The following is a 22,284-nucleotide window of genomic DNA, read 5'->3' as shown; positions in this document are numbered from 1 at the left end:
GGGACCTGCCCCCGTCCCGGTGCCCGGATCGTCGCCGAGATGCCGGATGCGGTACGTCATGTGACGCTGGCCGTACGCCCATTGATCCCGCCCGCGGCGCGGATCCGGGCGCTCTGCGATCTCGGCGAGGACCCGGCACCGGGAGGGGGCCAGCGCGGTGACTTCACGGCTGCGGGGTGCGCTGCGCGCGGCGGGACCACCGGTGCTGCTCGCGCTGCTGCTCCCCGCGGGATTCGGTACGCCGACGGCGTACGCGGCCCCCCCGCCCCCCACCGCCCCCTACTACGGCACCGGCTCCCTCGCCGGAAACCGCGCGGGCGAAGGGCGGCTGCGGCCCGGACGCGAGGACCCGGTGGCCGTACCGGACCCCGCCGTCTGGCGCCCCCTGCCGCCCCCGCCCCGCGAGGTCCGCCGATCCGAGCGCCCCAGGGCGACCCCCGTGGAGCCCGGCCCGGCCGACGCGCCCCGGGAGCGGGCGGCCGAGGGACCGGCGTTCCCCGGCCTGCGCGTACTGCCGCTCGGCGGGGGCATGGTCCTGATCGGCCTGGGCCTCGGCTTCCTCGCCCTGCGGCTGCGCCGTGGCTGAACCCCGCGTACCGGAGGCGGACCTGCCGGGCCCCGCCGGCCACCCCTCACCCGACCGGCGCAATCCCGCCCGCGCGAGCCCCGCCCAGCGCCAGGTCGACAAGACGGACGCCCCCGTACACGGTGGATCACCGTCGGATGGGGGCACCACGGATGTGTGGACAACAGGTACGAGAGAATGGCGGCATGGAGATGCCGAGGAACGAACGGTCGCCGGAGAACCCCCAGGTCCTGGTCGTGGGCCAGGACGGAATGGCTCTCGGTGGCGGAGACGACGAGTCCCGCGAGGTCCCGGTGACGGACATGGTCGAACAGCCGGCGAAGGTCATGCGCATCGGCAGCATGATCAAGCAGCTTCTGGAAGAGGTGCGCGCGGCACCTCTGGACGAGGCGAGCCGAGTGCGGCTCAAGGAGATCCACTCCAGCTCGGTGAAGGAGCTTGAGGACGGCCTTGCGCCCGAGCTCGTCGAGGAGTTGGAGCGGCTTTCGCTGCCGTTCACCGAGGAGGCGACGCCGAGCGACGCGGAACTGCGGATCGCGCAGGCCCAGTTGGTGGGCTGGCTCGAGGGCCTCTTCCACGGGATCCAGACGACGCTGTTCGCCCAGCAGATGGCCGCGCGGGCCCAGTTGGAGCAGATGCGCCGGGCGCTGCCGCCGGGTGTGGGCGGCGGCGAGGACGGCGAGGACGGCGGCATCGCAGGCCGCAGCGGCGGCCCGTACCTCTAGGCCGCAAGAGCCAGGGCCCTCCGGGCCAGGTGAGCCACGGCTCGGCCGGCACCGATTCGGTGCAGCGGTCGCGTGGTGCGGACGAAGGCGACAGACAACGACGGGGCCCGGTACGCGCCATGCGTACCGGGCCCCGTGCGTACCGCGGGCCGAAAAGGGGCGGCCTCAGGCCCAAGGCGCCCGCCTCAGGCCGAAGCCGTCGTCAGGACGGGTTGCCCGTCGAGATGTCGAACTGGATGTCCACGTTCTTCGGGTCGAGGTCCTCGCCCGCCTTGGGCACGGTCCGCATGATCGTGTCCTCGCCGTACGTGTTCTCGTCGACCTTGTTCTTGTCGTAGTGCCACCCGGCCGCCTGCAGGCAGCTCAGTACCGAACGCCAGTCCTTGAAGGCGAAGTCCGGCATCTTGACCTTTTTCGGGTCGTTGTATGCCGTGTCGGGCTCGGTGCACTCGGTCTTCTCGACCGTGTTCGTGCGGTCCGGCCCTCGGTGCCCCGCCACCGGCTTCTTGGACTCCTTGTCGCTGCCGCCGTCGTCGCCCCCGCCGTTCATGGTGACGGCCGCGATCACGCCGCCGATGGCGAGCAGGGCGACGACGATCGAGCCGATGATCACCGGCATGTTGCGCTTGCCGCCGCCGGAGCCGCCGCCGGCAGCCGGGGCGGTCGTCGCGGGCTGCGGGGAGAGGTTGTAGGGGGGCGGGGTCTGGGGGGCGTAGGCGTTGGTGGGGGCCGGGGTCTGGTAGCCCGGCTGCGGGTAGCCGTAGCCCGGGGTGGAGGTCGGGGCGGGGGTCGGGGGGCCGTAGGGACCCGGCTGGTACGGCGTCTGGACGCCGCCGCCGGTGGCCGGGGCCGCCGTGTCGACCGGCGGGAACACCGCGGAGCCGACGCCCGCGCCGCTCGCGGTCTGGGCGCCCGGCACGATGCTGGGGGCCGCCGCCTGGAAGGACTGGGCGACGCGCAGGCACTCGTCGCGCATCGCCTCGGCGGTGGGGAAGCGCTCGTTCGGGTTCTTCTTCAGCGCGCGGGCGACGATCGCGTCGATCGCGGGCGGAAGGGAACGGTTGATCGAGGAGGGAGCGACGGGCTCCTCCTGGACGTGCGCGTACGCGATGGCCAGCGGCGAGTCCGCCTCGAAGGGCAGGCGCCCGGTCACCAGCTGGAACAGCATGATGCCGACCGAGTACAGGTCGGAGCGGGCGTCCACACCGCGGCCGAGGGCCTGCTCGGGCGAGAGGTACTGGGGGGTGCCGACGACCATGCCGGTCTGCGTCATCGACGTGACGCCGGACTGCATGGCGCGGGCGATGCCGAAGTCCATGACCTTGACGACGTTGCGCTTGGTCATCATCACGTTGCCGGGCTTGATGTCGCGGTGGACCAGGCCCATCTCGTGGCTGATCTCCAGGGCCGCGAGCACATCGGCGGTGATCTTCAGGGCCTGGTCGCTGGGCATCGCGCCGTACTGGTGGACGGCCGCGTCCAGGACCGAGCCGAGCGGCTTGCCCTCGACGTACTCCATGACGATGTACGGCATCGTCGCGCCGCCGAGATCGTCTTCGCCGGTGTCGAAGACCGACACGATGTTGGTGTGCGTGAGCTTGGCCACGGACTGCGCCTCGCGGCGGAAGCGCTCGCGGAAGGACTGCTCGCGCCCCAGTTCGGTATGGAGCGTCTTGATTGCGACCTGCCGGTCGAGCACCGTGTCGTAAGCGAGGTGGACCGAGGCCATGCCGCCCTCGCCGAGCAGATCGCGCAGCTGATAGCGGCCACCGGCCAGTGAACTGCCCGCGTACCGGCCCTGAGCGCCGTCCTGGCTCATGTTCGTGCGTCCCCCATCGGCGCGGGCGCGAGACGGCGCCGCTGCTGTGACTGTGGCTATGGGTGCGATCGGCTGACGTCTTTACGACCGCGATCGTTCCGCTATTCCTGGCCAAGTCTGCCCGAGGGCCCTGACACGTCAAGCTCGGTGCCCGTTCCGTGACCGTACGCGCAAGAAGAGTCTCGGAAGCGTTACAAGTTTGCCCCTTGGGGCCCTTGGCAGGTTTGATGGCCGGTCCAGCTCGGACCGGCGGGCCCCGGGAAGGCTGTAGCGTGGCGTGGCGGAGTACCCCGTACCGCTCTATCACGTATCCGGTACCCGCCCGCACGGCGGACCACGAGCAGAAACGACGGCGAGGACTGATGGCACAGACGCAGCGCGCTCAGGGCCCGTCCGACCCCGAGGCGTCTGGCGGCGGTATGTCGGATGTGCCCGAGATGTGGGGCAATGGCGGTCTCGTCGGCGACGGTCGGTACCGGCTCACCCGTCGGCTCGGCCGCGGTGGCATGGCCGAGGTCTTCGCCGCCGAGGACGTACGCCTCGGCCGTACGGTCGCGGTCAAGCTGCTGCGCTCCGACCTCGCCGAGGACCCGGTGTCCAAGGCCCGCTTCACGCGCGAGGCCCAGTCGGTGGCCGGCCTGAACCACCACGCGGTCGTCGGGGTCTACGACTCCGGCGAGGACTTCATCAACGGCAACTCCGTGCCGTACATCGTGATGGAGCTGGTCGAGGGCCGCACCATCCGCGACCTGCTGATCAACGCGGAGGCGCCCGGGCCCGAGCAGGCCCTGATCATCGTCTCCGGTGTCCTGGAAGCCCTCGCGTACTCCCACCAGCACGGCATCGTGCACCGCGACATCAAGCCCGCGAACGTCAGCATCACCCACACCGGTTCCGTGAAGGTGATGGACTTCGGCATCGCGCGTGCCCTGCACGGGGCGCAGTCGACGATGACGCAGACCGGCATGGTCATGGGCACGCCCCAGTACCTCTCGCCCGAGCAGGCGCTCGGCAAGGCCGTCGACCACCGCAGCGACCTGTACGCGACCGGCTGCCTGCTGTACGAACTTCTCGCGCTGCGGCCGCCGTTCACCGGCGAGACGCCGCTCTCCGTGGTCTACCAGCACGTCCAGGACATCCCCGTGCCGCCGTCCGAGGTCTCCGACGCGGCGCCGCCGGAGCTCGACGGGCTCGTCATGCGCTCCCTCGCCAAGGATCCGGACGACCGCTTCCAGACCGCCGAGGAGATGCGCGGTCTCATCCAGTACGGCCTGCAGATGCTCGCCGAGCAGGGCAGCCACACCGGGACCTGGAACACCGGTCCGGTCGAGCTGGCCGGGATGCACGAGGGTGCGCACACGCCCGCGATGGGCGTCGCCGGTACGACCGCCATGCCGCACCCCGGGGACTCCGGTACGCAAGCGATCCCCGGGCCGATGCTGCGGCCGCCGGGCGGCGACGACGGCGGCTTCGACGGCGGTCACCGGAACGGTGGCGGGGGGCGTGGGCGCGGCAAGGTGTGGATCCTCGCCGTGCTCGCCGTCATCGCGATCGTCGCGGGGGTGGCGTTCGCGCTGTCCGCCGGGGACGACAAGGGCGGCAAGAAGGACAAGACGCCTACGACTCCCTCGACCAAGCAGTCGCAGGAGAAGTCGCCCAGCAAGAGCAAGGAAGAGGAGACCCCGGACGGGGAGACCCAGCCCGGCGGGGACGGGAGCGGCGGGCAGACCGGGGACTGGACCCGGCCGCCCACGCAGGACACTCAGCAGCCCACGCAGCCGACCGATCCGCCCACGGACCCGACCGATCCGCCCACGGACCCGACGGACCCGCCCACGGACCCGACCGATCCGCCGACCGATCCGACGGACCCGGCCACCGAGCCGTCGGATCCGACCGATCCGACGGATGACGGGGGCAACAACGAGGGGGCCGCTCAGGGCGGCGAGGGCGACACGGAGTAGCTGGGCGTCGCCCGCTGGGCGGACCAGCCGCCCAGCGGGTCGGAGGCATGCGTGAGCGTGTGGACCTTCGTCAGCTGCGGCTCTATCCGGAGGTACACCGGGTCGAAGAGGTCGCCGTCCACGTAGTGGGGGGTCGGGCCGAAGAGTTCCAGGTCGGCGGTGGTGGGGGTGAAGTTTTCACACATGCCCACGAACTGGACCGTCCACTGGCCGTCGCGGGCCGTCTCCGTGGAGAGGTTGTCCGCTCCGTAGGCGACGACGCTGCCCACGCACGCCTGGTGGTAGCCGAAGCCCCGGTGCATGCGCAGCAGGATGCGGCCGTCGACCACCACGTGCCGGGCCACCGCGAGGAAGGGCAGCGCGCGCATGCTGGTCGCCACCCTGCCGTAGTCCGTGCGCCGCAGCAGGTCGTAGGCGAGCTGTTCTTCGGTCGGCATCCCCCCACCCTGCGTCAGCCGCCCGCGCCGGAAGAAGAGCCGCCCGCCCCTCAAGAGGGGGGCCATAAGTCCCGTGTAAGTCTGCCCGTCCGGGTGCCGTACGGGCACGGAGTGCGGCCCGATGGGGCACTCAGCGCCGCTCGGCCTGCATCCGGGCCACGTACGCCGCCGCCTGCGACCTGCGCTCCATGCCGAGCTTGGACAGCAGGCTGGAGACGTAATTCTTGATCGTCTTTTCGGCGAGGTGCAGCCGCTCGCCGATGGCGCGGTTGGTCATCCCCTCGCCGATCAGATCCAGAATCTTGCGTTCCTGTTCGGTGAGGTTCGCGAGCCGGTCGTCGCCCTTGGGGTTCTTGCCGTCGCGCAGCCGCTCCAGGACGCGGGCCGTGGCGACCGGGTCGAGCAGGGACTTTCCGGCGGCGACATCGCGCACCGCGGAGAGCAGTTCATTGCCGCGAATGGCTTTGAGCACATAGCCGGAAGCGCCGGCCATGATGGCGTCGAAGAGGGCCTCGTCGTCGGCGAACGACGTGAGCATCAGGCATTTGATGTCGTCGCTCTGGGAACGGATCTCACGGCACACCTCGACGCCGCTGCCGTCCGGAAGCCGCACGTCAAGAACTGCTACATCAGGCCGCGTGGCCGGAATCCGCACCAGTGCGTCCGCCGCCGTGCCGGCCTCGCCGACCACCTCGATGTCGGACTCCACGGAGAGCAGTTCGTGGACTCCGCGCCGCACGACTTCGTGATCGTCAAGCAGGAATACAGTGATTTTTCCTTCTTCGCGCACCCTGCCAGTGTCACACATCGACTCTTCCCGTGCCCGGGGTGCCCGGGATAACGTGCCGGTGTTCCGGCCCCCTGCCAGGCTGTGATCAGTGCTGTGACCAGGCTGTGTTTCCGTTCTTCTCGATTTACTTGGATTTCCTAGCGGAATTTACTTGGAAATCCAAGCAAAATTGCAGGTCAGACGGGGTTTCACAGTTTTGGGACGCACTGGGTAACGTGCTTGGAGAAGGGCGCTCGCCGGAGCAACTGTCACGCCTTGTCCCGGCTGAGCCGCACCCACCCCGTGCGACGGGCTGGAATCGGGCGAGCCGCACTGGCCTCCCGGTGGATCCCGGGGGCCGGACCGACGGAGGAGCACACGTGACCGTGGAAAGCACCGCCGCGCGCACACCGCGCCGCGCAAGCAGCGGCGGCGGTAAGCGCGCCAGTGCGAGCGCCAAGAAGGCCGCGAGCGCCAAGCAGGGCGCCGCGCAGGGCAGGGACGCCGCCCAGGGCGGCGAGCCGGAGCTCGTACAGCTGCTGACGCCCGAGGGCGAGCGGGTCGAGAACTCCGAGTACGACCGCTATGTCGCCGACATCACGCCGGAGGACCTCCGCGCCCTGTACCGGGACATGGTCATCGCCCGCCGCTTCGACGCCGAGGCCGTCACCCTGCAGCGGCAGGGCGAGCTGGGCCTGTGGCCGTCGCTGCTCGGCCAGGAGGCCGCGCAGGTCGGATCGGGCCGCGCCACCCGCGCGGACGACTATGTCTTCCCCACCTACCGCGAGCACGGCGTCGCCTGGTGCAAGGGCGTCGACCCGACGCTGCTGCTCGGCATGTTCCGCGGCGTGAACAACGGCGGCTGGGACCCCAACACCAACGGCTTCCAGCTGTACACGATCGTCATCGGCTCGCAGACGCTGCACGCCACGGGCTATGCGATGGGCATGGCCAAGGACGGCGCCGACGGCGCGGTCGTGGCGTACTTCGGTGACGGCGCCACCAGCCAGGGCGACGTGGCCGAGGCGTTCACGTTCGCCGCCGTCTACAACGCCCCCGTGGTGTTCTTCTGCCAGAACAACCAGTGGGCGATCTCCGAGCCGACCGAGAAGCAGAGCCGGGTGCCGCTGTACCAGCGCGCGCAGGGCTACGGCTTCCCCGGCGTCCGCGTGGACGGCAACGACGTGCTCGCCTGTCTCGCGGTCACCAAGTGGGCCCTGGAGCGGGCGCGGGGCGGTGCGGGACCGGCGCTGATCGAGGCGTTCACGTACCGCATGGGCGCCCACACCACCTCCGACGACCCGACGCGCTACCGGCGCGACGAGGAGCGCGCGGCGTGGGAGGCCAAGGACCCGATCCTGCGGCTGCGGGCGTACCTGACAGCCGAAGGTCACGCGGATGAGGGATTCTTCGCGGAACTCGAGGCCGAGAGCGAGACGTTGGGCAAGCGAGTGCGGGACGTCGTGCGGAACATGCCCGACCCCGAGCCGATGTCGATCTTCGACAACATCTACGCCGACGGGCACGCGCTCGTGGACGAGGAGCGCGCCCAGTTCGCCGCCTACCAGGCGTCGTTCGCGGACGCACCCGTGAACGCCGCCACCGGCGGGGAGGTCAAGTAGCCATGGCTGTAAAGAAACTCCCGATCGCCAAGGCGATCAACGAGTCCCTTCGCCGGGCGCTCGACACCGACCCGAAGGTCCTCGTCATGGGCGAGGACGTCGGCAAGCTCGGCGGCGTCTTCCGGGTGACCGACGGCCTGCAGAAGGACTTCGGCGAGGACCGGGTCATCGACACCCCGCTCGCCGAGTCCGGCATCGTCGGCACGGCCATCGGCCTCGCCCTGCGCGGGTACCGCCCGGTGGTGGAGATCCAGTTCGACGGCTTCGTCTTCCCCGCGTACGACCAGATCGTCACGCAGCTCGCCAAGATGCACGCCCGTGCGCTCGGCAAGATCAAGGTGCCCGTCGTCATCCGCATTCCGTACGGCGGCGGCATCGGCGCCGTCGAGCACCACAGCGAGTCCCCGGAGTCGCTGTTCGCGCACGTCGCGGGCCTGAAGGTGGTCTCGCCCTCGAACTCGTCCGACGCCTACTGGATGCTGCAGCAGGCCATCCAGAGCGACGACCCGGTGATCTACTTCGAGCCCAAGCGGCGGTACTGGGACAAGGGCGAGGTCAACACCGACGCCATCCCCGACCCGCTGCACAAGGCCCGCACGGCCCGCGAAGGCACGGACGCGACCCTGGTGGCGTACGGCCCCATGGTGAAGACCTGCCTGGAGGCCGCCGCGGCGGCCGCCGAGGAGGGCAAGTCCCTGGAGGTCGTCGACCTGCGCACGATCTCGCCGATCGACTTCGACGCGGTGCAGGCCTCGGTCGAGAAGACCGGCCGGCTGATCGTGGTGCACGAGGCGCCGACGTTCTTCGGCTCGGGCGCCGAGATCGCCGCCCGCATCACCGAGCGGTGCTTCTACCACCTGGAGGCGCCGGTGCTGCGCGTCGGCGGCTTCCACGCCCCGTATCCGCCCGCTCGGGTCGAAGAGGACTACCTGCCGGGCCTCGACCGGGTGCTCGACGCCGTCGACCGCTCGCTGGCGTACTGAGGAAGAGGGTCGTGACGACAATGACTGACACCGCTTCGGCCGTCCGCGAGTTCAAGATGCCCGACGTGGGCGAAGGACTCACCGAGGCCGAGATCCTCAAGTGGTACGTCGCGCCGGGTGACACCGTCACCGACGGCCAGGTCGTGTGCGAGGTGGAGACGGCCAAGGCCGCCGTCGAGCTGCCCATCCCCTTCGACGGGACGGTGCGGGAGTTGCGCTTCCCCGAGGGCACGACGGTGGACGTCGGCCAGGTGATCATCACGGTGGGCCCGGCCGGTGGCGCCGAGCCCGCCCCCGAGGCCGCGCCCGCGCCCGCTCCGGCTGCCGAGCCGGAGGAGCCCGAGGCACCCAAGGGCCGCCAGCCGGTCCTCGTCGGGTACGGCGTCGCCGAGTCCTCCACCAAGCGGCGCGCCCGCAAGCCCGTGCCGGGCCAGGGGGACGAGCCGCCCGCCGGGACGTACTACGCGGCGGCGGTGCAGGGCGAGCTGAACGGCCACGCCCCGGCGCCGCAGGCCCCGGCCCCCGCGGCCGCCCAGGCCCCGGCCACCACCGGCGCCCGCCCCCTCGCCAAGCCCCCGGTCCGCAAGCTCGCCAAGGACCTGGGCGTCGACCTGGCCACCATCACGCCGACCGGCCCCGACGGGATCATCACCCGCGAGGACGTGCACGCCGCGGTGGCCGCCCCGGCGCCGCAGTCCGCGCCCGTCGTGGCCCCGGCGGCGCCCGCCCCGGCCGCCGCCCCCGTGGCGGCGGGTGACGCCCGCGAGACCCGCATCCCGGTCAAGGGCGTCCGCAAGGCCACCGCGCAGGCGATGGTCGGCTCGGCCTTCACGGCACCGCACGTCACGGAGTTCGTGACGGTGGACGTGACGCGCACGATGAAGCTGGTCGAGGAGCTCAAGCAGGATCGTGCCTTCGAGGGGCTGCGGGTCAACCCGCTGCTGCTGATCTCCAAGGCGCTGCTCCTCGCGATCCGCCGCAACCCGGACGTGAACGCGGCCTGGGACGAGGCGAACCAGGAGATCGTCCAGAAGCACTATGTGAACCTGGGCATCGCCGCGGCCACCCCGCGCGGTCTGATCGTGCCGAACATCAAGGACGCGCACGCCAAGACCCTGCCCGAGCTGGCTGCTTCCCTGGGCGAGTTGGTGACCACGGCCCGCGAGGGCAAGACGTCGCCCGGCGCCATGCAGGGCGGCACGGTCACGATCACGAACATCGGTGTCTTCGGCATCGACACGGGCACGCCCATCCTGAACCCGGGCGAGTCCGCGATCCTCGCGGTCGGTGCGATCAAGCTCCAGCCCTGGGTCCACAAGGGCAAGGTGAAGCCCCGTCAGGTGACCACCCTCGCCCTCTCCTTCGACCACCGCCTGGTGGACGGGGAGCTGGGTTCGAAGGTGCTCGGCGACGTGGCGGCGATCCTGGAACAGCCGAAGCGGCTGATGACCTGGGCGTAGCGCCCGCCGGTACGGAAGACGGGGCCCACCGCGATGTGCGGTGGGCCCCGTCCTCGTACTCAGCGACCGTCGTACTCAACGGCCGCAGCTCGCTACGCGACCTTGAAGCCGTAGTCCATGATCTTCTTCGCGTCCTTGATGCGCGCCGCCGAGGACGTGGAGGTGAGCACCGTGCCGATGACGGTCTTGCCGTTGCGGGTCGCCGCGAAGACCAGGCAGTACTTGGCCTGGGGGCCGGAGCCGGTCTTCACGCCGATCGCGCCGCGGTAGGAGCCGAGGAGGGCGTTGGTGTTCTTCCAGGGCGCCATGGTGCGGGTGCCGCCGGTCTTGGTCTTCGTCTTCGCCGTGTACGTCTTGGTCTTCACGATCGTGCGGAACTGCGCGTACTTCATCGAGTTGCTCGCGAGCTTCGTCAGGTCGCGCGGCGTCGAGTAGTTGGCGCCGTTGCTGATGCCGTCGAACGAGTCGAAGTGCGTGTTCTTCAGCTTCAGGTCCTTGGCCGTCTTGTTCATCTGGCCGATGAAGGACTTCACGCGCGCGGCGCGGGACGAGCCCTTGCCGTACTTGTCCGCGAGGGCGTACGCGGCGTCGCAGCCGGACGGCAGCATCAGCCCGTAGAGGAGCTGGCGGACCGTCACCTTGTCGCCCACGATGAGGCGGGCGTGCGAGGCGTTGTTGCGGACGATGTAGTCGCTGTACGCCTTCTGGATCGTGACCTTCGAGTCCAGGTTGAGGTTCCGCTGGCCGAGGACCACCCGGGCGGTCATTATCTTCGTCGTCGAGCCGGTGGCGCGGCGCGTGTCCGCGGCCTTGTTGAACAGTTCCTTGCCCGAGCCGTTGTTCATCAGGAAGCCGCCCTTGGCGGCGATCGACGGCTTGGGCGGCGCGGCGGCCTGCGCGGGAGCCACGGCGATGCCCGTGGTGAGGACGGCTCCGGCGGTGACTGCGGCGGCTGCGCTTATACGACGCACGCGCACGCCCGGGGTGCGGATTCTCAAGGTGAACGCTCCGTTGTCCCTGCTTGATGAGAGGTAGTTGGCGGCTTATGTCCCGAATCTCCTTGTGGTGCAGGCGAGATGGGGCAGCCGTCACAGAGATGACGGACGAGAGGCCGGAACGGATGCGTGCCAAACGGGTAAAGATGCGGCCAAGTCGAGTCTGATGGATCACTGGCAGGAGCCCGGGTGGATCGCCGTCCGGAGCCCGGGTGGGTCGCTGCCCGGAGCTCGGCTGGATCACTGTCCGGAGCCCAGGTGGGTCGCTGTCCGGAGCGCAGGTGGATCACTGCCAGGTGTTCAGGCGGGTCGCTGTCCGGATCGTGGACCGGGCTCCCCGTGTATACGTGTTGTATCTATGCTGTGCGCATGCCAGCAGCCCCATCCGCCTCCATGGCCTCGCCCCCGTCCTCCCTCAAGCAGCCCCCCGCCGCAGAACGCGTCTACGCGCACGTCAAGCAGGGCGTCCTGGAGCGCCGCTACGAGGGCGGCACCCTCCTCACCGAGGGCGAGCTGGCCGAGGCCGTCGGCGTCTCCCGGACGCCGGTGCGCGAGGCGCTCCTGAAGCTGGAGGTCGAGGGGCTGCTGCGGCTCTACCCGAAGAAGGGCGCCCTCGTCCTGCCGGTCTCCGCGCAGGAGATCGCGGACGTCGTCGAGACCCGGCTGCTCGTCGAGACGCACTCGGTGCGCAAGGTGGTGCCCGCGCCGCCCGGACTCATCGACCGGCTGACGGCGCTGCTCGAACAGCAGCGGGAGCAGGCCGCGGCCGGTGACCTCGCGGCGGCGGCGACGACCGACCGCTGCTTCCACGCGGAGATCGTCCGGGGCGGCGGCAACGCCATCCTCTCCCGCCTCTACGACCAACTGCGCGACCGCCAGCTGCGGATGGGCGTCGCCGTGATGCACTCCCACCCCGACCGCATCGCCAAGACCCTCGCCGAACACGAGGAGATCCTCGCGGCGCTCACGGCCGAGGACGCCGAGGCGGCGGTGGCCGTGGTCACGCGGCACGTCGGCTGGTTCCAGAACCTCGCGCGGGGAGCCGCCCGATGACCACCGGTGCGACGGCCGGGGCTGCCCGGCTGCCCGGGGACCCGCCGGGCGGACGGCGGGCCGTGCTCGTGTGGTCCGTCGGCGTCTCCGTCTACTTCGTCGCCGTCATCTTCCGCACCTCGCTCGGCGTCGCGGGCCTGGACGCCGCCGACCGCTTCCACGTCAACGCGTCCGCCCTGTCGACGTTCTCGATACTCCAACTGCTCGTGTACGCGGGCATGCAGATACCCGTCGGCCTGATGGTCGACCGGCTCGGCACGAAGAAGGTCCTGACCCTCGGGGTGGTCCTGTTCACCCTCGGCCAGCTCGGCTTCGCGCTCTCGCCGACGTACGGCATGGCGCTGGCCTCGCGCGCGCTGCTCGGCTGCGGCGACGCGATGACGTTCATCAGCGTGCTGCGGCTCGGCACCCGCTGGTTCCCCGTCCGACGCGGCCCGCTGGTCGCCCAGCTCGCCGGGCTCGTCGGCATGGCGGGCAACCTGGTGTCGACGCTCGTGCTCGCCCGCCTCCTGCACCAGGTCGGCTGGACCACGGCGTTCGCGGGCAGCTCGCTCGCCGGGGTCGTCGTCCTCGTGGTGATGGCGGTGTTCCTGAAGGACCACCCGGAGGGCCACGAGCCGGAGCCGCCCGCGGCACGGCCCGGCGGCGGCCCCGGCTTCGTACGCGAACAGATCGCGCTGTCGTGGCGGGAGCCCGGCACCCGCCTCGGCCTGTGGGTGCACTTCACGACGCAGTTCCCGGCGATGGTGTTCCTGCTCCTGTGGGGTCTGCCGTTCCTGGTCGAGGCGCAGGGTCTTTCCCGCGGCGCGGCGGGGGACCTGCTGACGCTGATCGTCCTGGCCAACATGGCGATCGGCCTGGTCTTCGGGCAGGTCGTGGCCCGGCACCACGCGGCGCGGCTGCCGCTGGCGCTCGGCACGGTGGCGGCGACGGCGGCCGTCTGGGCGGCGACGCTCGCCTACCCCGGTCAGCACGCGCCGATGTGGCTGCTCGTGGTGCTGTGCGTGGTGCTCGGCGCCTGCGGTCCGGCGTCGATGATCGGCTTCGACTTCGCGCGGCCCGCGAATCCGCCGGAGCGGCAGGGGACGGCTTCCGGCATCACCAACATGGGTGGTTTCATCGCCTCGATGACGACGTTGTTCGCCGTCGGTGTGCTGCTCGACGCGACCGGCGACAACTACCGGATCGCCTTCTCGGCGGTCTTCGTCCTGGAGGCCCTGGGCCTCAGCCAGATCCTGCGGCTGCGGACACGGGCGGCACGGCGGGAGCGGGAGCGGATCGTGGCCAGCCGGGTGGAGACGGTGCACGTTCCCGTGTGAGCCGCACGCCCCCGTGGGCGGCGCGCGGGCCCGCCGCGCCGCCGGGTTCCGGGGCCGCCCCGGAACCCCGGCCGGCGCGCTAGGGCGTGACCGCGAACTCCCCGAGGATCGCGTCCCCGAGCTCCAGGTCCCCCTCGACCTTCACCCGGTCCTTGACGGCCGCGTACGACACCCGCCCGCAGGCCAGCCGGAAGTAGGTGTCCCAGTCCATGCCGATGGTGGCGAGCGGGCCCAGCGAGGGGGCGCTGTCCACCGTCGCCTTGCCCTCCGCGTCGACGCGCACCGTGCGCAGGAACTCCACCGGGCCGCTCACGTCGAAGACCACCGCCGAGTTCGCCGGGGCGCCCGCCTTCTCCGCGACCACCTTCGGCAGCCCCTGCAGGAGCAGGTCACGGGCGACGAACGCCCCCGGGGACTCGATGTTCCCCGGCTTCCGGAGGGCGGTGCGCAGGTCCTGCTCGTGCACCCACACGTCGAACGCCCGCATCCGCATGGCCAGTTCCAGGGTCTGCTCCGTGCCGAGCTGGCCGCGAACCTTCGTCGACGGCTCCCGGGACTCGTTCCGCAGCTGCCGGGAGCGGCGGATGATCGTGTACTCCAGCTCGGAGGTCATCTCGGGCGCCGTGTGGTGCCGGCGGACGTCGACCTGCATCTCCATGTAGCGCTGGCCCTCGGTCTGTACGTGGTACAGGTCACGGGGCAGGGTGTGGATCGGGCGCGGGTCGCCGAGCATCTCGCAGTCGAGGCCGATGACATGGGACACGATGTCCCGCACGGACCAGGCCGGGCAGGGCGTCGGCTGGTTCCACTCTCCCTCGGTGAGGGGGGACACCAGCTCGGATATCGCTTCCACGGAATGGGTCCAGGCATCGGCGTAGTTTTGAAGGCTGGGATGGAGACTCACGGGACCCCTCGGCGGTCGTACGCGGGCGGTGGGTGTCTGGGACGCTAAGTTACGCTGCCCGCTGGCACCCCGGCAGTGCTTTCGTGTGACGATCGTAGGCCTACTTGACGGCTCGAATGCCAGGACGGTGGTAGTGTGCGCGCCTCTCTCCTCCAGATCGCCGTAGACGATGACGAATCAGTCAATTCCCGTCGGCAGCGCGTGTCTTCGCTGGTGCGCGAGGTCGCTGAGCGCGAGCGTTCCGGGTTGGTCGTGCTGCCCGAGCTGTGGACCACGGGGGCGTTCGCCTACGAGTCCTTCGGCGCGGAGGCCGAGCCGTTGCAGGGGGCCACGTACGAGGTGATGGCGAAGGCCGCGCGGGAGGCCGGGGTGTGGCTGCACGCCGGGTCCATCCCTGAGCGGGCTGCTGACGGGGCCCTCTACAACACCTCCCTCGTCTTCTCCCCCGAAGGGGAGCTGGCCGCCTCCTACCGGAAGATCCACCGGTTCGGCTTCGACAAGGGCGAGGCCGTGCTGATGGGCGCGGGTACGGAGCTGGTCGCCACGCGTACGCCCGAGGCCGTGCTGGGCCTCGCCACCTGCTACGACCTGCGCTTCCCCGAGCTCTTCCGGGGGCTTGTCGACCTCGGGGCCGAGGTGTTCGTGGTGCCCGCGGGGTGGCCCGCCCGGCGGCGGGCGCACTGGTCGCTCTTCGCGCGGGCCCGGGCGGTGGAGGATCAGGTGTTCGTGTTGGCGTGTGGGACCGCCGGGACCCATGCGGGGGTGCCGCAGGCGGGGGCCAGTGTGGTGGTCGACCCTTGGGGCGAGGTGTTGGCCGAGGCGGCCGGGGCCGAGGAGGAGGTCCTCACGGTGGACCTGGACCTGGCCAAGGTGGCCGAGACCCGGGAGCAGTTCCCGGCGCTGAAGGACCGCAGGCTGTCGTAGCGGGGGAACCACTAGTCGGTGGCGCCCCGTTCCTTCTCCGCCAGGCGGATGACGCAGACCGTGATGGCCAGGAGCAGGGCGGGGTCGGCGTCCTCGCGGGTGATGTGGACGCCGTATGTGTCGCGGACGCGGAACCAGCGGCGCGAGATGTCGGCGAGGAGTTCGCCGTCGTACTCGACGGCGAACTCCCGGTCGAGGATCTTGCCGCTGACGTCCAGTTCGGTGCTGCCGTCGGCGAGGGTGACGCGGTAGTGGTTGCGCAGGAGGGACAGGCGCTTGCGCTTGACCGTGGCGAGGGGCTCGCCGCCGCGCTCGATGAGCATCGTGTCGCGCAGCGCCAGCATCTTCGTCCGGATGACGACGAGGACCCGCCCCTGCATGTCCTTCAGCTCGAAGGTCTCCCGCAGCCGCATCGCCTTGCCGTCGACGAGGAAGACCTTCCGGCCCTGGTCGTCCTCGATCCAGTAGTCGTCGCCGATGCCGAACAGCCGGTCGCGTACGAGAAGTCTCATGCGCCCATGAGTACCCCGAAACAGGCGATATCCCCCCGGCGACCGGCCGGTTCAGCCCTCCAGGAACGCGAGCAGCGCGTCCGCCAGCATGTGCGGGTCGTCCGCCCCGCACAGCTCGCGCGCGCTGTGCATCGACAGGATCGCCACCCCGATGTCGACCGTCTTGATGCCGTGCCGCGCCGCCGTGATCGGGCCGATCGTCGTGCCGCAGGGCATCGAGTTGTTGGAGACGAACGCCTGGAACGGCACGCCCGCCTTCTCGCAGGCGGCGGCGAACACGGCACGGCCGCCGCCGTCCGTGGCGTACCGGTTGTTGACGTTGACCTTCAGGATCGGGCCGCGGTTGGCGCGCGGGTGGTGCGTCGGGTCGTGCCGCTCGGCGTAGTTGGGGTGGACGGCGTGGCCGGTGTCGGACGACAGGCAGACGGTGCCCGCGAAGGCCCGCGCCTTGTCCTCGTACGTACCGCCGCGCGCGAACACCGAACGCTCCAGGACCGTGCCGAGCAGCGGGCCGTCGGCGCCCGTGTCGGACTGGGAGCCGTTCTCCTCGTGGTCGAAGGCGGCGAGTACGGGGATGTACGGCAGCGCGTGCGCGTCGGACGCGGAGGCGGCCGCGGCGAGGGCCGCCGTACAGGCGTGCACCGAAAGCAGGTTGTCCATGCGGGGGCCCGCGAGCAGGTCGCGGTCGCGGCCCAGGTACGCGGGCGGCTCGATGGAGTGCGTCATCAGGTCCCAGCCCGTCACCTCGCCGGGGACGAGCCCGCACTCCTCCTCGACGAAGCGGATCAGGTCGCCCTCGCGGACGTCGTCGCCGAGGCCCCAGATGGGCTGCATGTGCTTCTGCTTGTCCAGCTTCAGGCCGTCCGTGTGCACCGAACGGTCCATGTGGATGGCCAGTTGGGGTACGCGGAGCAGCGCGCGGTCGATGTTGACCAGGCGTGACGTTCCGTCCCGCAGGGACAGGCGGCCCGCCAGGCCCAGGTCGCGGTCCAGCCAGGAGTTGAGCAGCGGGCCGCCGTAGATCTCCACGGCCACCTGGCGCCAGCCGTGCGCGCCGGTGTCCGGCAGGGGCTTCACGCGCAGGTTCGGGGAGTCGGTGTGCGCGCCGATGACGCGGTACGGGGTGTGCGGCTCGGCGTTCTCCGGCACGAACCACGCCACGATCGCGCCGCCCCGCAGCACGTACTTGCCGCCGGTCGAGCCGTCCCAGGCGTCGGTCTCGCCGACCTGGCGGAAGCCGGCCTTCTCCAGGCGTTCGGCGGCGCTCGCCACGGCGTGGTACGGCGAGGGGCTTGCCGCCAGGAAGGTGAGGAGGTCGTCGGTGTGGCCGCGGTCGAAGCGGGCGCGTGTGCTCATGGCGTCACCTTAGTCAGGGGGACTCTGCGGGGGGCTGGGGGCGGTTTCCGGTCCCACCGCTACCGCGGTGGATCCTTCCCACTCGCCCACCCGCTTCTGGTGGGACGCCGAGCGGGCGCCGCCTGTGGGGCTTCCCCACCGTCGGCGGCCGCCCCGCCGCGGGTGGATTCTTCCCACCCGCCCGCCCGTCTCTGCCGCCCAGCGCGGTGGACGCCCCTTGTGAGGCCACAGCGCGGTGGACGCCGCTTGTGAGGCCACAGCGCGGTGGACGCCGCTTGTGAGGCCGTCCCACCGTCGGCGGCTGCGGCTGCGGCTGCTCCGGTCGGGAATGGTCGTGGCCCGCCCCCGGGGTGGGGGCGGGCCACGGGGAGGCGGGGGTTAGAAGGCCGCCTCGTCGAGGTCCATGAGGTCGAGGGTCACGGACTCGGCGAGGGTGCGCTCCTTGGCCACGTCCGGGAGGACGTTCGTGGCGAAGAACTTGGCTGCGGCGATCTTGCCCTGGTAGAAGGGCTGGTCCTTCGCCGGGGCGGTCTCCAGCTTCTCGGCGGCGACGGCGGCACCCCGCAGGAGCAGGTAGCCGACGACGACGTCGCCGGAGGCGAGCAGGAGGCGGGTGGTGTTGAGGCCGACCTTGTAGATGGCCTTGACGTCCTGCTCCGTGGCCGCGAGGTCGGTCAGCATGACGCCGACCATGGCCTCCAGCTCGACGGCCGCCTTGGCCAGCTCCGCGCGCGCCCCGGCGAGCTCCTCGCCGCCGGTGCCGACGGCGAGGAACTTCTTGATGTCCTCGGCGAGACCGTTCAACGCGGCACCCTGGTTCCGGACGATCTTCCGGAAGAAGAAGTCCTGGCCCTGGATCGCGGTGGTGCCCTCGTAGAGGGTGTCGATCTTGGCGTCGCGGATGTACTGCTCGATCGGGTACTCCTGCAGGTACCCGGAGCCGCCGAACGTCTGGAGCGACTGGGCGAGCTGCTCGTAGGCCTTCTCCGAGCCGTAGCCCTTCACGATCGGCAGGAGCAGGTCGTTGAGGGCGTGCAGGGCGGTGGCGTCCTCCTCGTTGGCCTCCTTGACCGCGATCTCGTCCTGGACGGCGGCGGTGTGCAGGACGAGGGCGCGCATGCCCTCCGCGTACGCCTTCTGCGTCATCAGGGAGCGGCGCACGTCCGGGTGGTGAGTGATCGTGACCTTCGGCGCGGCCTTGTCCATGAACTGGGCGAGGTCGGGGCCCTGGACGCGCTCCTTGGCGTACTCGAGGGCGTTCAGGTAGCCCGTGGAGAGCGTCGAGATCGCCTTCGTGCCGACCATCATGCGGGCGAACTCGATGATGCGGAACATCTGGCGGATGCCGTCGTGCTTGTCGCCGATCAGCCAGCCCTTGGCGGGGTGCTGGTCGCCGAACGTCATCTCGCAGGTGTTGGACGCCTTCAGGCCCATCTTGTGCTCGACGTTGGTCGCGTAGGCGCCGTTGCGGGCGCCCAGCTCGCCGGTCTCCCAGTCGAACTCGTACTTCGGCACGAGGAAGAGGGACAGGCCCTTGGTGCCGGGGCCGTGGCCCTCGGGGCGGGCGAGGACGTAGTGGAGGATGTTCTCCGACATGTCGTGCTCACCGGACGTGATGAAGCGCTTCACGCCCTCGATGTGCCAGGAGCCGTCCGCCTGCTGCACGGCCTTGGTGCGGCCCGCGCCCACGTCCGAACCGGCGTCCGGCTCGGTGAGGACCATCGTGGATCCCCACTGCTTCTCCACGGCGATCTCGGCGATCTTCTTCTGCGCCTCGTTGCCCTCCTCGAAGAGGATGCCGGCGAACGCCGGGCCCGAGGAGTACATCCAGACTGCCGGGTTGGCGCCGAGCAGCAGCTCCGCGTAGGCCCAGATGAGGGAGCGGGGCGCGGTGGTGCCGCCGATCTCCTCGGGCAGGCCGAGGCGCCAGTACTCGGAGTCCATGAAGGCCTGGTAGCTCTTCTTGAAGGAGGCCGGGACCGGGGCGGTGTTGGTCTCCGGGTCGAACACCGGCGGGTTGCGGTCGGCGTCCTCGTAGGACTCGGCGAGCTCGTTCTCCGCGAGGCGGCACAGCTCGCTGAGGATGCTCTTGGCGGTCTCGACGTCCATCTCCGCGAACGGGCCGCTGCCGTACAGCTTGTCGCGGCCGAGCACCTCGAAGAGGTTGAACTCGATGTCGCGGAGATTCGACTTGTAGTGCCCCATGGCGACGGCTCCGTAAGTGGCTTGGGAGGCTGGAATCCTCGTAGGCGTACCAGTAAGTAGCTAGTCGTTGACCATGATGCTACCCGTCGGTAATAAGGGGCAACCCCTGATGGCCCAAGTGTGAGCAGGGTCTATTCGCCGGGCTGCCCCGTCCCGTCCGACAGGAAGCCCTCGATCAGCCGCCGCCACTCCTCCGGGGCCTCGGCGAAGGGCAGGTGTCCGGTGCCTATCCCGGCCACCTGAGCACCGCTGATTCCGGCCGCGACCTCGTACTGCAGGGCCGGGGGGACCAGCTGGTCCTCGGTCGTCGCGATCACCAGCGTCGGCGCCGTCACCGCCGCCAGATCGGCGCGCACGTCCGTGCGGACCACCAGGTCCACGTGGTCCGCGGTGCCCGCGGGCGCCGATTCCGCCGTGCCCCGCACGACCTCTTCGAGCTGCTCCGGGGGCAGGGCGGCCAGGGCTGCCGGACTCAGGGCCAGCGGGAGCACGAAGCGGGCCAGCGCGTCCCGCGCGCGGGACGAGTCGCCCGCCGCTGCCAGATGGCGCCACGTCTGGGCGGCCAGGCTCATCCGGGTGTCGGGGCGGGCGAACGGCGCCGTCAGGATCAGCGCGGTCACCCGGGACGGGTGCCGGGCCGCCACCCGCACGGCCACCGCCGTGCCCAGGGAGTACCCCGCGAGCGCGAACGTCTCCGCCCCCTCCGCGTCGGCCGCCGCCACCAGCTCGTCCGCCAGGGCGTCCAGGGTCAGCGGGGCCTCGGCCGCAGGGGTGGCCCCGGTGCCCGGGTAGTCCACGGCGATGGCCCGGTGCGTGGCCGCGAGGGCCGGGAGGATCGGGCCGTAGTTGGCGGCGACCGAGCCGCCCGCGCCGTGGGCCAGGAGCAGGGCGGGGCCCACGCCTGTCGTCGTGCGGGCGTAGTGCTTCGTGGCTGTGGCTGTGGCTGTGGCTGTGGCTGCGGTCGTGATCGTGGTCGGCGTGCTCGTGCTCGTGGACATGCGTGGGCCCCCCAGGGCGCTCAGTATCTGTAGTCCTCGCTATGAAAACCGTAGCCGCCCCGCCCTTCATTTGTCTAGCGCCCGCTACAGAAACTTGCTCGTTCCCGACCTCGTACGGCGGCCGCCCCGGGGTCGGTACCCTGGCCCGTATGTACGGCTACGACCAGCACGCGGGTGTCGGGCAGGGGTACGTCCCGCCGCAACAGCCGCCGCCGCAAGCGCAGACGCCCGGTGGTTACGGCCAGCAGCCGCCGCTGTATCCGGAGCCGTCGCCTCCGTCTCTCGCGGACGCGGTGCGCGCGTTCACCACGGGGTCGATGTCCGCGGAGGACTTCCAGCAGGTCTTCGCGACCTCGAAGGTGTACTGCCCGCGCGGCGACAACCCCGGCTTCCTCGCGCTGCACAACACCCAGCAGCCGGTCATCCCGATGTTCACGTCGCTCAAGGAGCTGCGCCGGTACGCCGGCAAGGACTCCAAGTACTTCGTGATCACCGGCGCGGAGGTCATCGACCTGCTGCCGACCGGCTACGGCTTCGTCCTCGACATGGAGGGCGAGCACCGCATGGTGTTCGACGCGAAGGCCGTCGAGCAGATGGTCGACTTCGCCATGCGCCGCATGTACGGCTAGTCCGTTGTACGGCTAGTCCGCGGTGCGGCCATCCGCCGTACGGTCGTCCGCAGCGGCGGCCGAGCCCCGCCCCGCGGGGGATTCGTACGGCTGACGGTTTCGGCCAAGGACCCCGCCACCAGTGATCACCGGAACGCCCGGAGGGAATGCCCTCCGGGCGTTCCGTGTTCCAGGTGGCAGAAAGTTCTACGTTCAACTAATCTGAGCGTACAAGGAGGTCCCACCCATGCCTGCAGTGACCGTCGAGAATCCGCTGACCCTGCCCAAGGTGACCGCGCCGGTACCTGATCGACGGCACCTTCGTCCACCAGGACTCCAACGGGGGCGGCGGCACCATCCAGAACGGGGACACCCAGTGGATGACCGCCGGGTCCGGGCTCCTCCACATCGAGGCTCCGCCCGAATCCCTCGTCATGTCCGGTGGGCTCTTCCACGGGCTGCAGCTCTGGGTGAACCTGCCCGCCAAGGACAAGATGATGGACCCCCGCTATCAGGACATCCGGGGTGGGCAGGTGCAGTTGCTGACCACCGAGGACGGGGGTGCGCTGCTGCGGGTCATCGCCGGGGAGCTGGACGGGCACGAGGGGCCCGGGATCACGCACACGCCGATCACCATGATCCACGCGACCGTGCGGCCCGGGGCCGAGGTCACGTTGCCCTGGCGGGAGGACTTCAACGGGCTCGCCTACGTCCTCGCCGGACGCGGGTCCGTGGGGGCCGAGCGGCGGCCCGTCCACCTGGGGCAGACCGCTGTCTTCGGAGGGGGCGGTTCGCTCACCGTGCGGGCGGACGAGAAGCAGGACTCCCACACGCCCGACCTGGAGGTCGTGCTTCTGGGTGGGCAGCCCATCCGGGAGCCGATGGCTCACTACGGGCCGTTCGTGATGAACACCCGGGACGAGCTGCAGCAGGCGTTCGAGGACTACCAGAAGGGGTTGCTGGGGTCGGTTCCCGCCGTTCACGGCATGTAACCGCGCCCAAGGACGGCATGTAACCGCACCCAGGAGACGTCCGTACGGCCTAC

General features: G+C 70.6%; 19 protein-coding genes and 1 pseudogene. 11 read left to right on the top strand and 9 right to left on the bottom strand.

Annotated features, from left to right (window positions below; translation table 11 throughout):
* Positions 1–157: 157 nt before the first annotated feature.
* Positions 158–586, top strand: a complete 429-nt coding sequence (locus IE274_RS26765) for a hypothetical protein (protein ID WP_190118462.1) — start codon at positions 158–160, stop codon at positions 584–586.
* A gap of 185 nt (positions 587–771) precedes the next feature.
* Positions 772–1,311, top strand: coding sequence for a bacterial proteasome activator family protein (locus IE274_RS26760; RefSeq protein ID WP_190118461.1), 540 nt, complete (start codon positions 772–774; stop codon positions 1,309–1,311).
* A 202-nt stretch (positions 1,312–1,513) separates the two neighbouring features.
* Here IE274_RS26760 and IE274_RS26755 read toward each other — a convergent pair whose 3' ends face one another.
* On the bottom strand, positions 1,514–3,130 hold the full coding sequence (locus IE274_RS26755; protein WP_190118460.1) for a protein kinase domain-containing protein: 1,617 nt from the start codon (positions 3,128–3,130) through the stop codon (positions 1,514–1,516).
* 362 nt (positions 3,131–3,492) lie between these two features.
* Between IE274_RS26755 and IE274_RS26750 the strand changes: the two genes are divergently transcribed.
* Positions 3,493–5,094 carry a protein kinase domain-containing protein gene (locus tag IE274_RS26750; RefSeq protein WP_190118459.1) on the top strand — a complete coding sequence of 534 codons (1,602 nt, stop codon included), beginning with the start codon at positions 3,493–3,495 and terminating at the stop codon, positions 5,092–5,094.
* Here IE274_RS26750 and IE274_RS26745 read toward each other — a convergent pair.
* Entirely contained in the window at positions 5,067–5,531 is a 465-nt protein-coding gene (locus IE274_RS26745; protein ID WP_190118458.1) for a pyridoxamine 5'-phosphate oxidase family protein, read from the bottom strand. The genes IE274_RS26750 and IE274_RS26745 overlap by 28 nt on opposite strands.
* Positions 5,532–5,661: 130 nt before the next feature.
* Entirely contained in the window at positions 5,662–6,321 is a 660-nt protein-coding gene (locus IE274_RS26740; RefSeq protein WP_307821918.1) for a response regulator, read from the bottom strand.
* Positions 6,322–6,680: 359 nt separating this feature from the next.
* Here IE274_RS26740 and pdhA point away from each other — a divergent pair, with 359 nt between their 5' ends.
* From pdhA to IE274_RS26725, 3 genes are read left to right on the top strand one after another with little or no spacing between them, the layout of a single operon-like run.
* On the top strand, positions 6,681–7,922 hold the full coding sequence (gene pdhA / locus IE274_RS26735) for a pyruvate dehydrogenase (acetyl-transferring) E1 component subunit alpha (protein ID WP_190118456.1): 1,242 nt from the start codon (positions 6,681–6,683) through the stop codon (positions 7,920–7,922).
* 2 nt (positions 7,923–7,924) lie between these two features.
* A complete protein-coding gene (locus IE274_RS26730; protein ID WP_190118455.1) occupies positions 7,925–8,905 on the top strand; it encodes an alpha-ketoacid dehydrogenase subunit beta in 981 nt (326 codons plus the stop codon).
* 11 nt (positions 8,906–8,916) lie between these two features.
* Positions 8,917–10,365, top strand: coding sequence for a dihydrolipoamide acetyltransferase family protein (locus IE274_RS26725; RefSeq protein WP_190118454.1), 1,449 nt, complete (start codon positions 8,917–8,919; stop codon positions 10,363–10,365).
* Between the two features lie 92 nt (positions 10,366–10,457).
* On the opposite strand, the gene IE274_RS26720 is transcribed toward IE274_RS26725, so the two are convergent.
* Complete coding sequence (locus IE274_RS26720) at positions 10,458–11,336, bottom strand: D-alanyl-D-alanine carboxypeptidase family protein (RefSeq protein ID WP_229909832.1); 879 nt, start codon at positions 11,334–11,336, stop codon at positions 10,458–10,460.
* 393 nt (positions 11,337–11,729) lie between these two features.
* Here IE274_RS26720 and IE274_RS26715 point away from each other — a divergent pair, with 393 nt between their 5' ends.
* Positions 11,730–12,413: a GntR family transcriptional regulator gene (locus IE274_RS26715; RefSeq protein WP_190118453.1), complete on the top strand. Its 684-nt coding sequence runs from the start codon at positions 11,730–11,732 to the stop codon at positions 12,411–12,413.
* Positions 12,410–13,732: an MFS transporter gene (locus tag IE274_RS26710; protein WP_190118452.1), complete on the top strand. Its 1,323-nt coding sequence runs from the start codon at positions 12,410–12,412 to the stop codon at positions 13,730–13,732. The genes IE274_RS26715 and IE274_RS26710 overlap by 4 nt, the downstream gene beginning before the upstream one ends.
* 79 nt (positions 13,733–13,811) lie before the next feature.
* Here IE274_RS26710 and IE274_RS26705 read toward each other — a convergent pair whose 3' ends face one another.
* Complete coding sequence (locus tag IE274_RS26705) at positions 13,812–14,636, bottom strand: maleylpyruvate isomerase family mycothiol-dependent enzyme (RefSeq protein ID WP_190118451.1); 825 nt, start codon at positions 14,634–14,636, stop codon at positions 13,812–13,814.
* Between the two features lie 135 nt (positions 14,637–14,771).
* On the opposite strand from IE274_RS26705, the gene IE274_RS26700 reads away from it, so the two are divergent.
* A complete protein-coding gene (locus IE274_RS26700; RefSeq protein WP_190118450.1) occupies positions 14,772–15,560 on the top strand; it encodes a carbon-nitrogen family hydrolase in 789 nt (262 codons plus the stop codon).
* 11 nt (positions 15,561–15,571) lie between these two features.
* Here the strand turns inward: IE274_RS26700 and IE274_RS26695 are convergent, their stop codons facing one another.
* From IE274_RS26695 to IE274_RS26680, 4 genes are all read right to left on the bottom strand, one after another.
* The gene (locus tag IE274_RS26695; RefSeq protein WP_190118449.1) at positions 15,572–16,072 is read right to left on the bottom strand and encodes an LURP-one-related/scramblase family protein; all 501 of its coding nucleotides are present in this window, start codon (positions 16,070–16,072) and stop codon (positions 15,572–15,574) included.
* Positions 16,073–16,123: 51 nt separating this feature from the next.
* The gene (locus tag IE274_RS26690) at positions 16,124–17,428 is read right to left on the bottom strand and encodes a M18 family aminopeptidase (protein ID WP_190118448.1); all 1,305 of its coding nucleotides are present in this window, start codon (positions 17,426–17,428) and stop codon (positions 16,124–16,126) included.
* A gap of 378 nt (positions 17,429–17,806) precedes the next feature.
* Entirely contained in the window at positions 17,807–19,633 is a 1,827-nt protein-coding gene (locus IE274_RS26685) for an acyl-CoA dehydrogenase (RefSeq protein WP_190118447.1), read from the bottom strand.
* Between the two features lie 131 nt (positions 19,634–19,764).
* Positions 19,765–20,631, bottom strand: coding sequence for an alpha/beta fold hydrolase (locus tag IE274_RS26680; RefSeq protein ID WP_190118446.1), 867 nt, complete (start codon positions 20,629–20,631; stop codon positions 19,765–19,767).
* A 149-nt stretch (positions 20,632–20,780) separates the two neighbouring features.
* Here IE274_RS26680 and IE274_RS26675 point away from each other — a divergent pair, with 149 nt between their 5' ends.
* Positions 20,781–21,260, top strand: a complete 480-nt coding sequence (locus tag IE274_RS26675) for an SseB family protein (RefSeq protein ID WP_190118445.1) — start codon at positions 20,781–20,783, stop codon at positions 21,258–21,260.
* Between the two features lie 281 nt (positions 21,261–21,541).
* Positions 21,542–22,231 (top strand): annotated as a pseudogene (locus IE274_RS26670) (pirin family protein); the annotation flags it as partial.
* Positions 22,232–22,284: the final 53 nt, after the last annotated feature.

This window comes from Streptomyces flavofungini (genome assembly GCF_014650815.1).
In the GTDB taxonomy this organism is placed as follows: domain Bacteria; phylum Actinomycetota; class Actinomycetes; order Streptomycetales; family Streptomycetaceae; genus Streptomyces; species Streptomyces flavofungini.
The sequence above is the reverse complement of the archived record's forward strand: the minus strand, read 5'-3'. Positions and strand labels throughout refer to the sequence as shown.

Bases quoted from the DNA above. Each gene is read 5' to 3' on its own strand.
- IE274_RS26680 (WP_190118446.1), bottom strand. From the start codon at position 20,631: ATGTCCACGAGCACGAGCACGCCGACCACGATCACGACCGCAGCCACA.
- IE274_RS26750 (WP_190118459.1), top strand. From the start codon at position 3,493: ATGGCACAGACGCAGCGCGCTCAGGGCCCGTCCGACCCCGAGGCGTCT.
- IE274_RS26745 (WP_190118458.1), bottom strand. From the start codon at position 5,531: ATGCCGACCGAAGAACAGCTCGCCTACGACCTGCTGCGGCGCACGGAC.
- IE274_RS26715 (WP_190118453.1), top strand. From the start codon at position 11,730: ATGCCAGCAGCCCCATCCGCCTCCATGGCCTCGCCCCCGTCCTCCCTC.
- IE274_RS26675 (WP_190118445.1), top strand. From the start codon at position 20,781: ATGTACGGCTACGACCAGCACGCGGGTGTCGGGCAGGGGTACGTCCCG.
- IE274_RS26760 (WP_190118461.1), top strand. From the start codon at position 772: ATGGAGATGCCGAGGAACGAACGGTCGCCGGAGAACCCCCAGGTCCTG.
- IE274_RS26730 (WP_190118455.1), top strand. From the start codon at position 7,925: ATGGCTGTAAAGAAACTCCCGATCGCCAAGGCGATCAACGAGTCCCTT.
- IE274_RS26685 (WP_190118447.1), bottom strand. From the start codon at position 19,633: ATGGGGCACTACAAGTCGAATCTCCGCGACATCGAGTTCAACCTCTTC.
- IE274_RS26755 (WP_190118460.1), bottom strand. From the start codon at position 3,130: ATGAGCCAGGACGGCGCTCAGGGCCGGTACGCGGGCAGTTCACTGGCC.
- IE274_RS26695 (WP_190118449.1), bottom strand. From the start codon at position 16,072: ATGAGACTTCTCGTACGCGACCGGCTGTTCGGCATCGGCGACGACTAC.
- IE274_RS26690 (WP_190118448.1), bottom strand. From the start codon at position 17,428: ATGAGCACACGCGCCCGCTTCGACCGCGGCCACACCGACGACCTCCTC.
- IE274_RS26710 (WP_190118452.1), top strand. From the start codon at position 12,410: ATGACCACCGGTGCGACGGCCGGGGCTGCCCGGCTGCCCGGGGACCCG.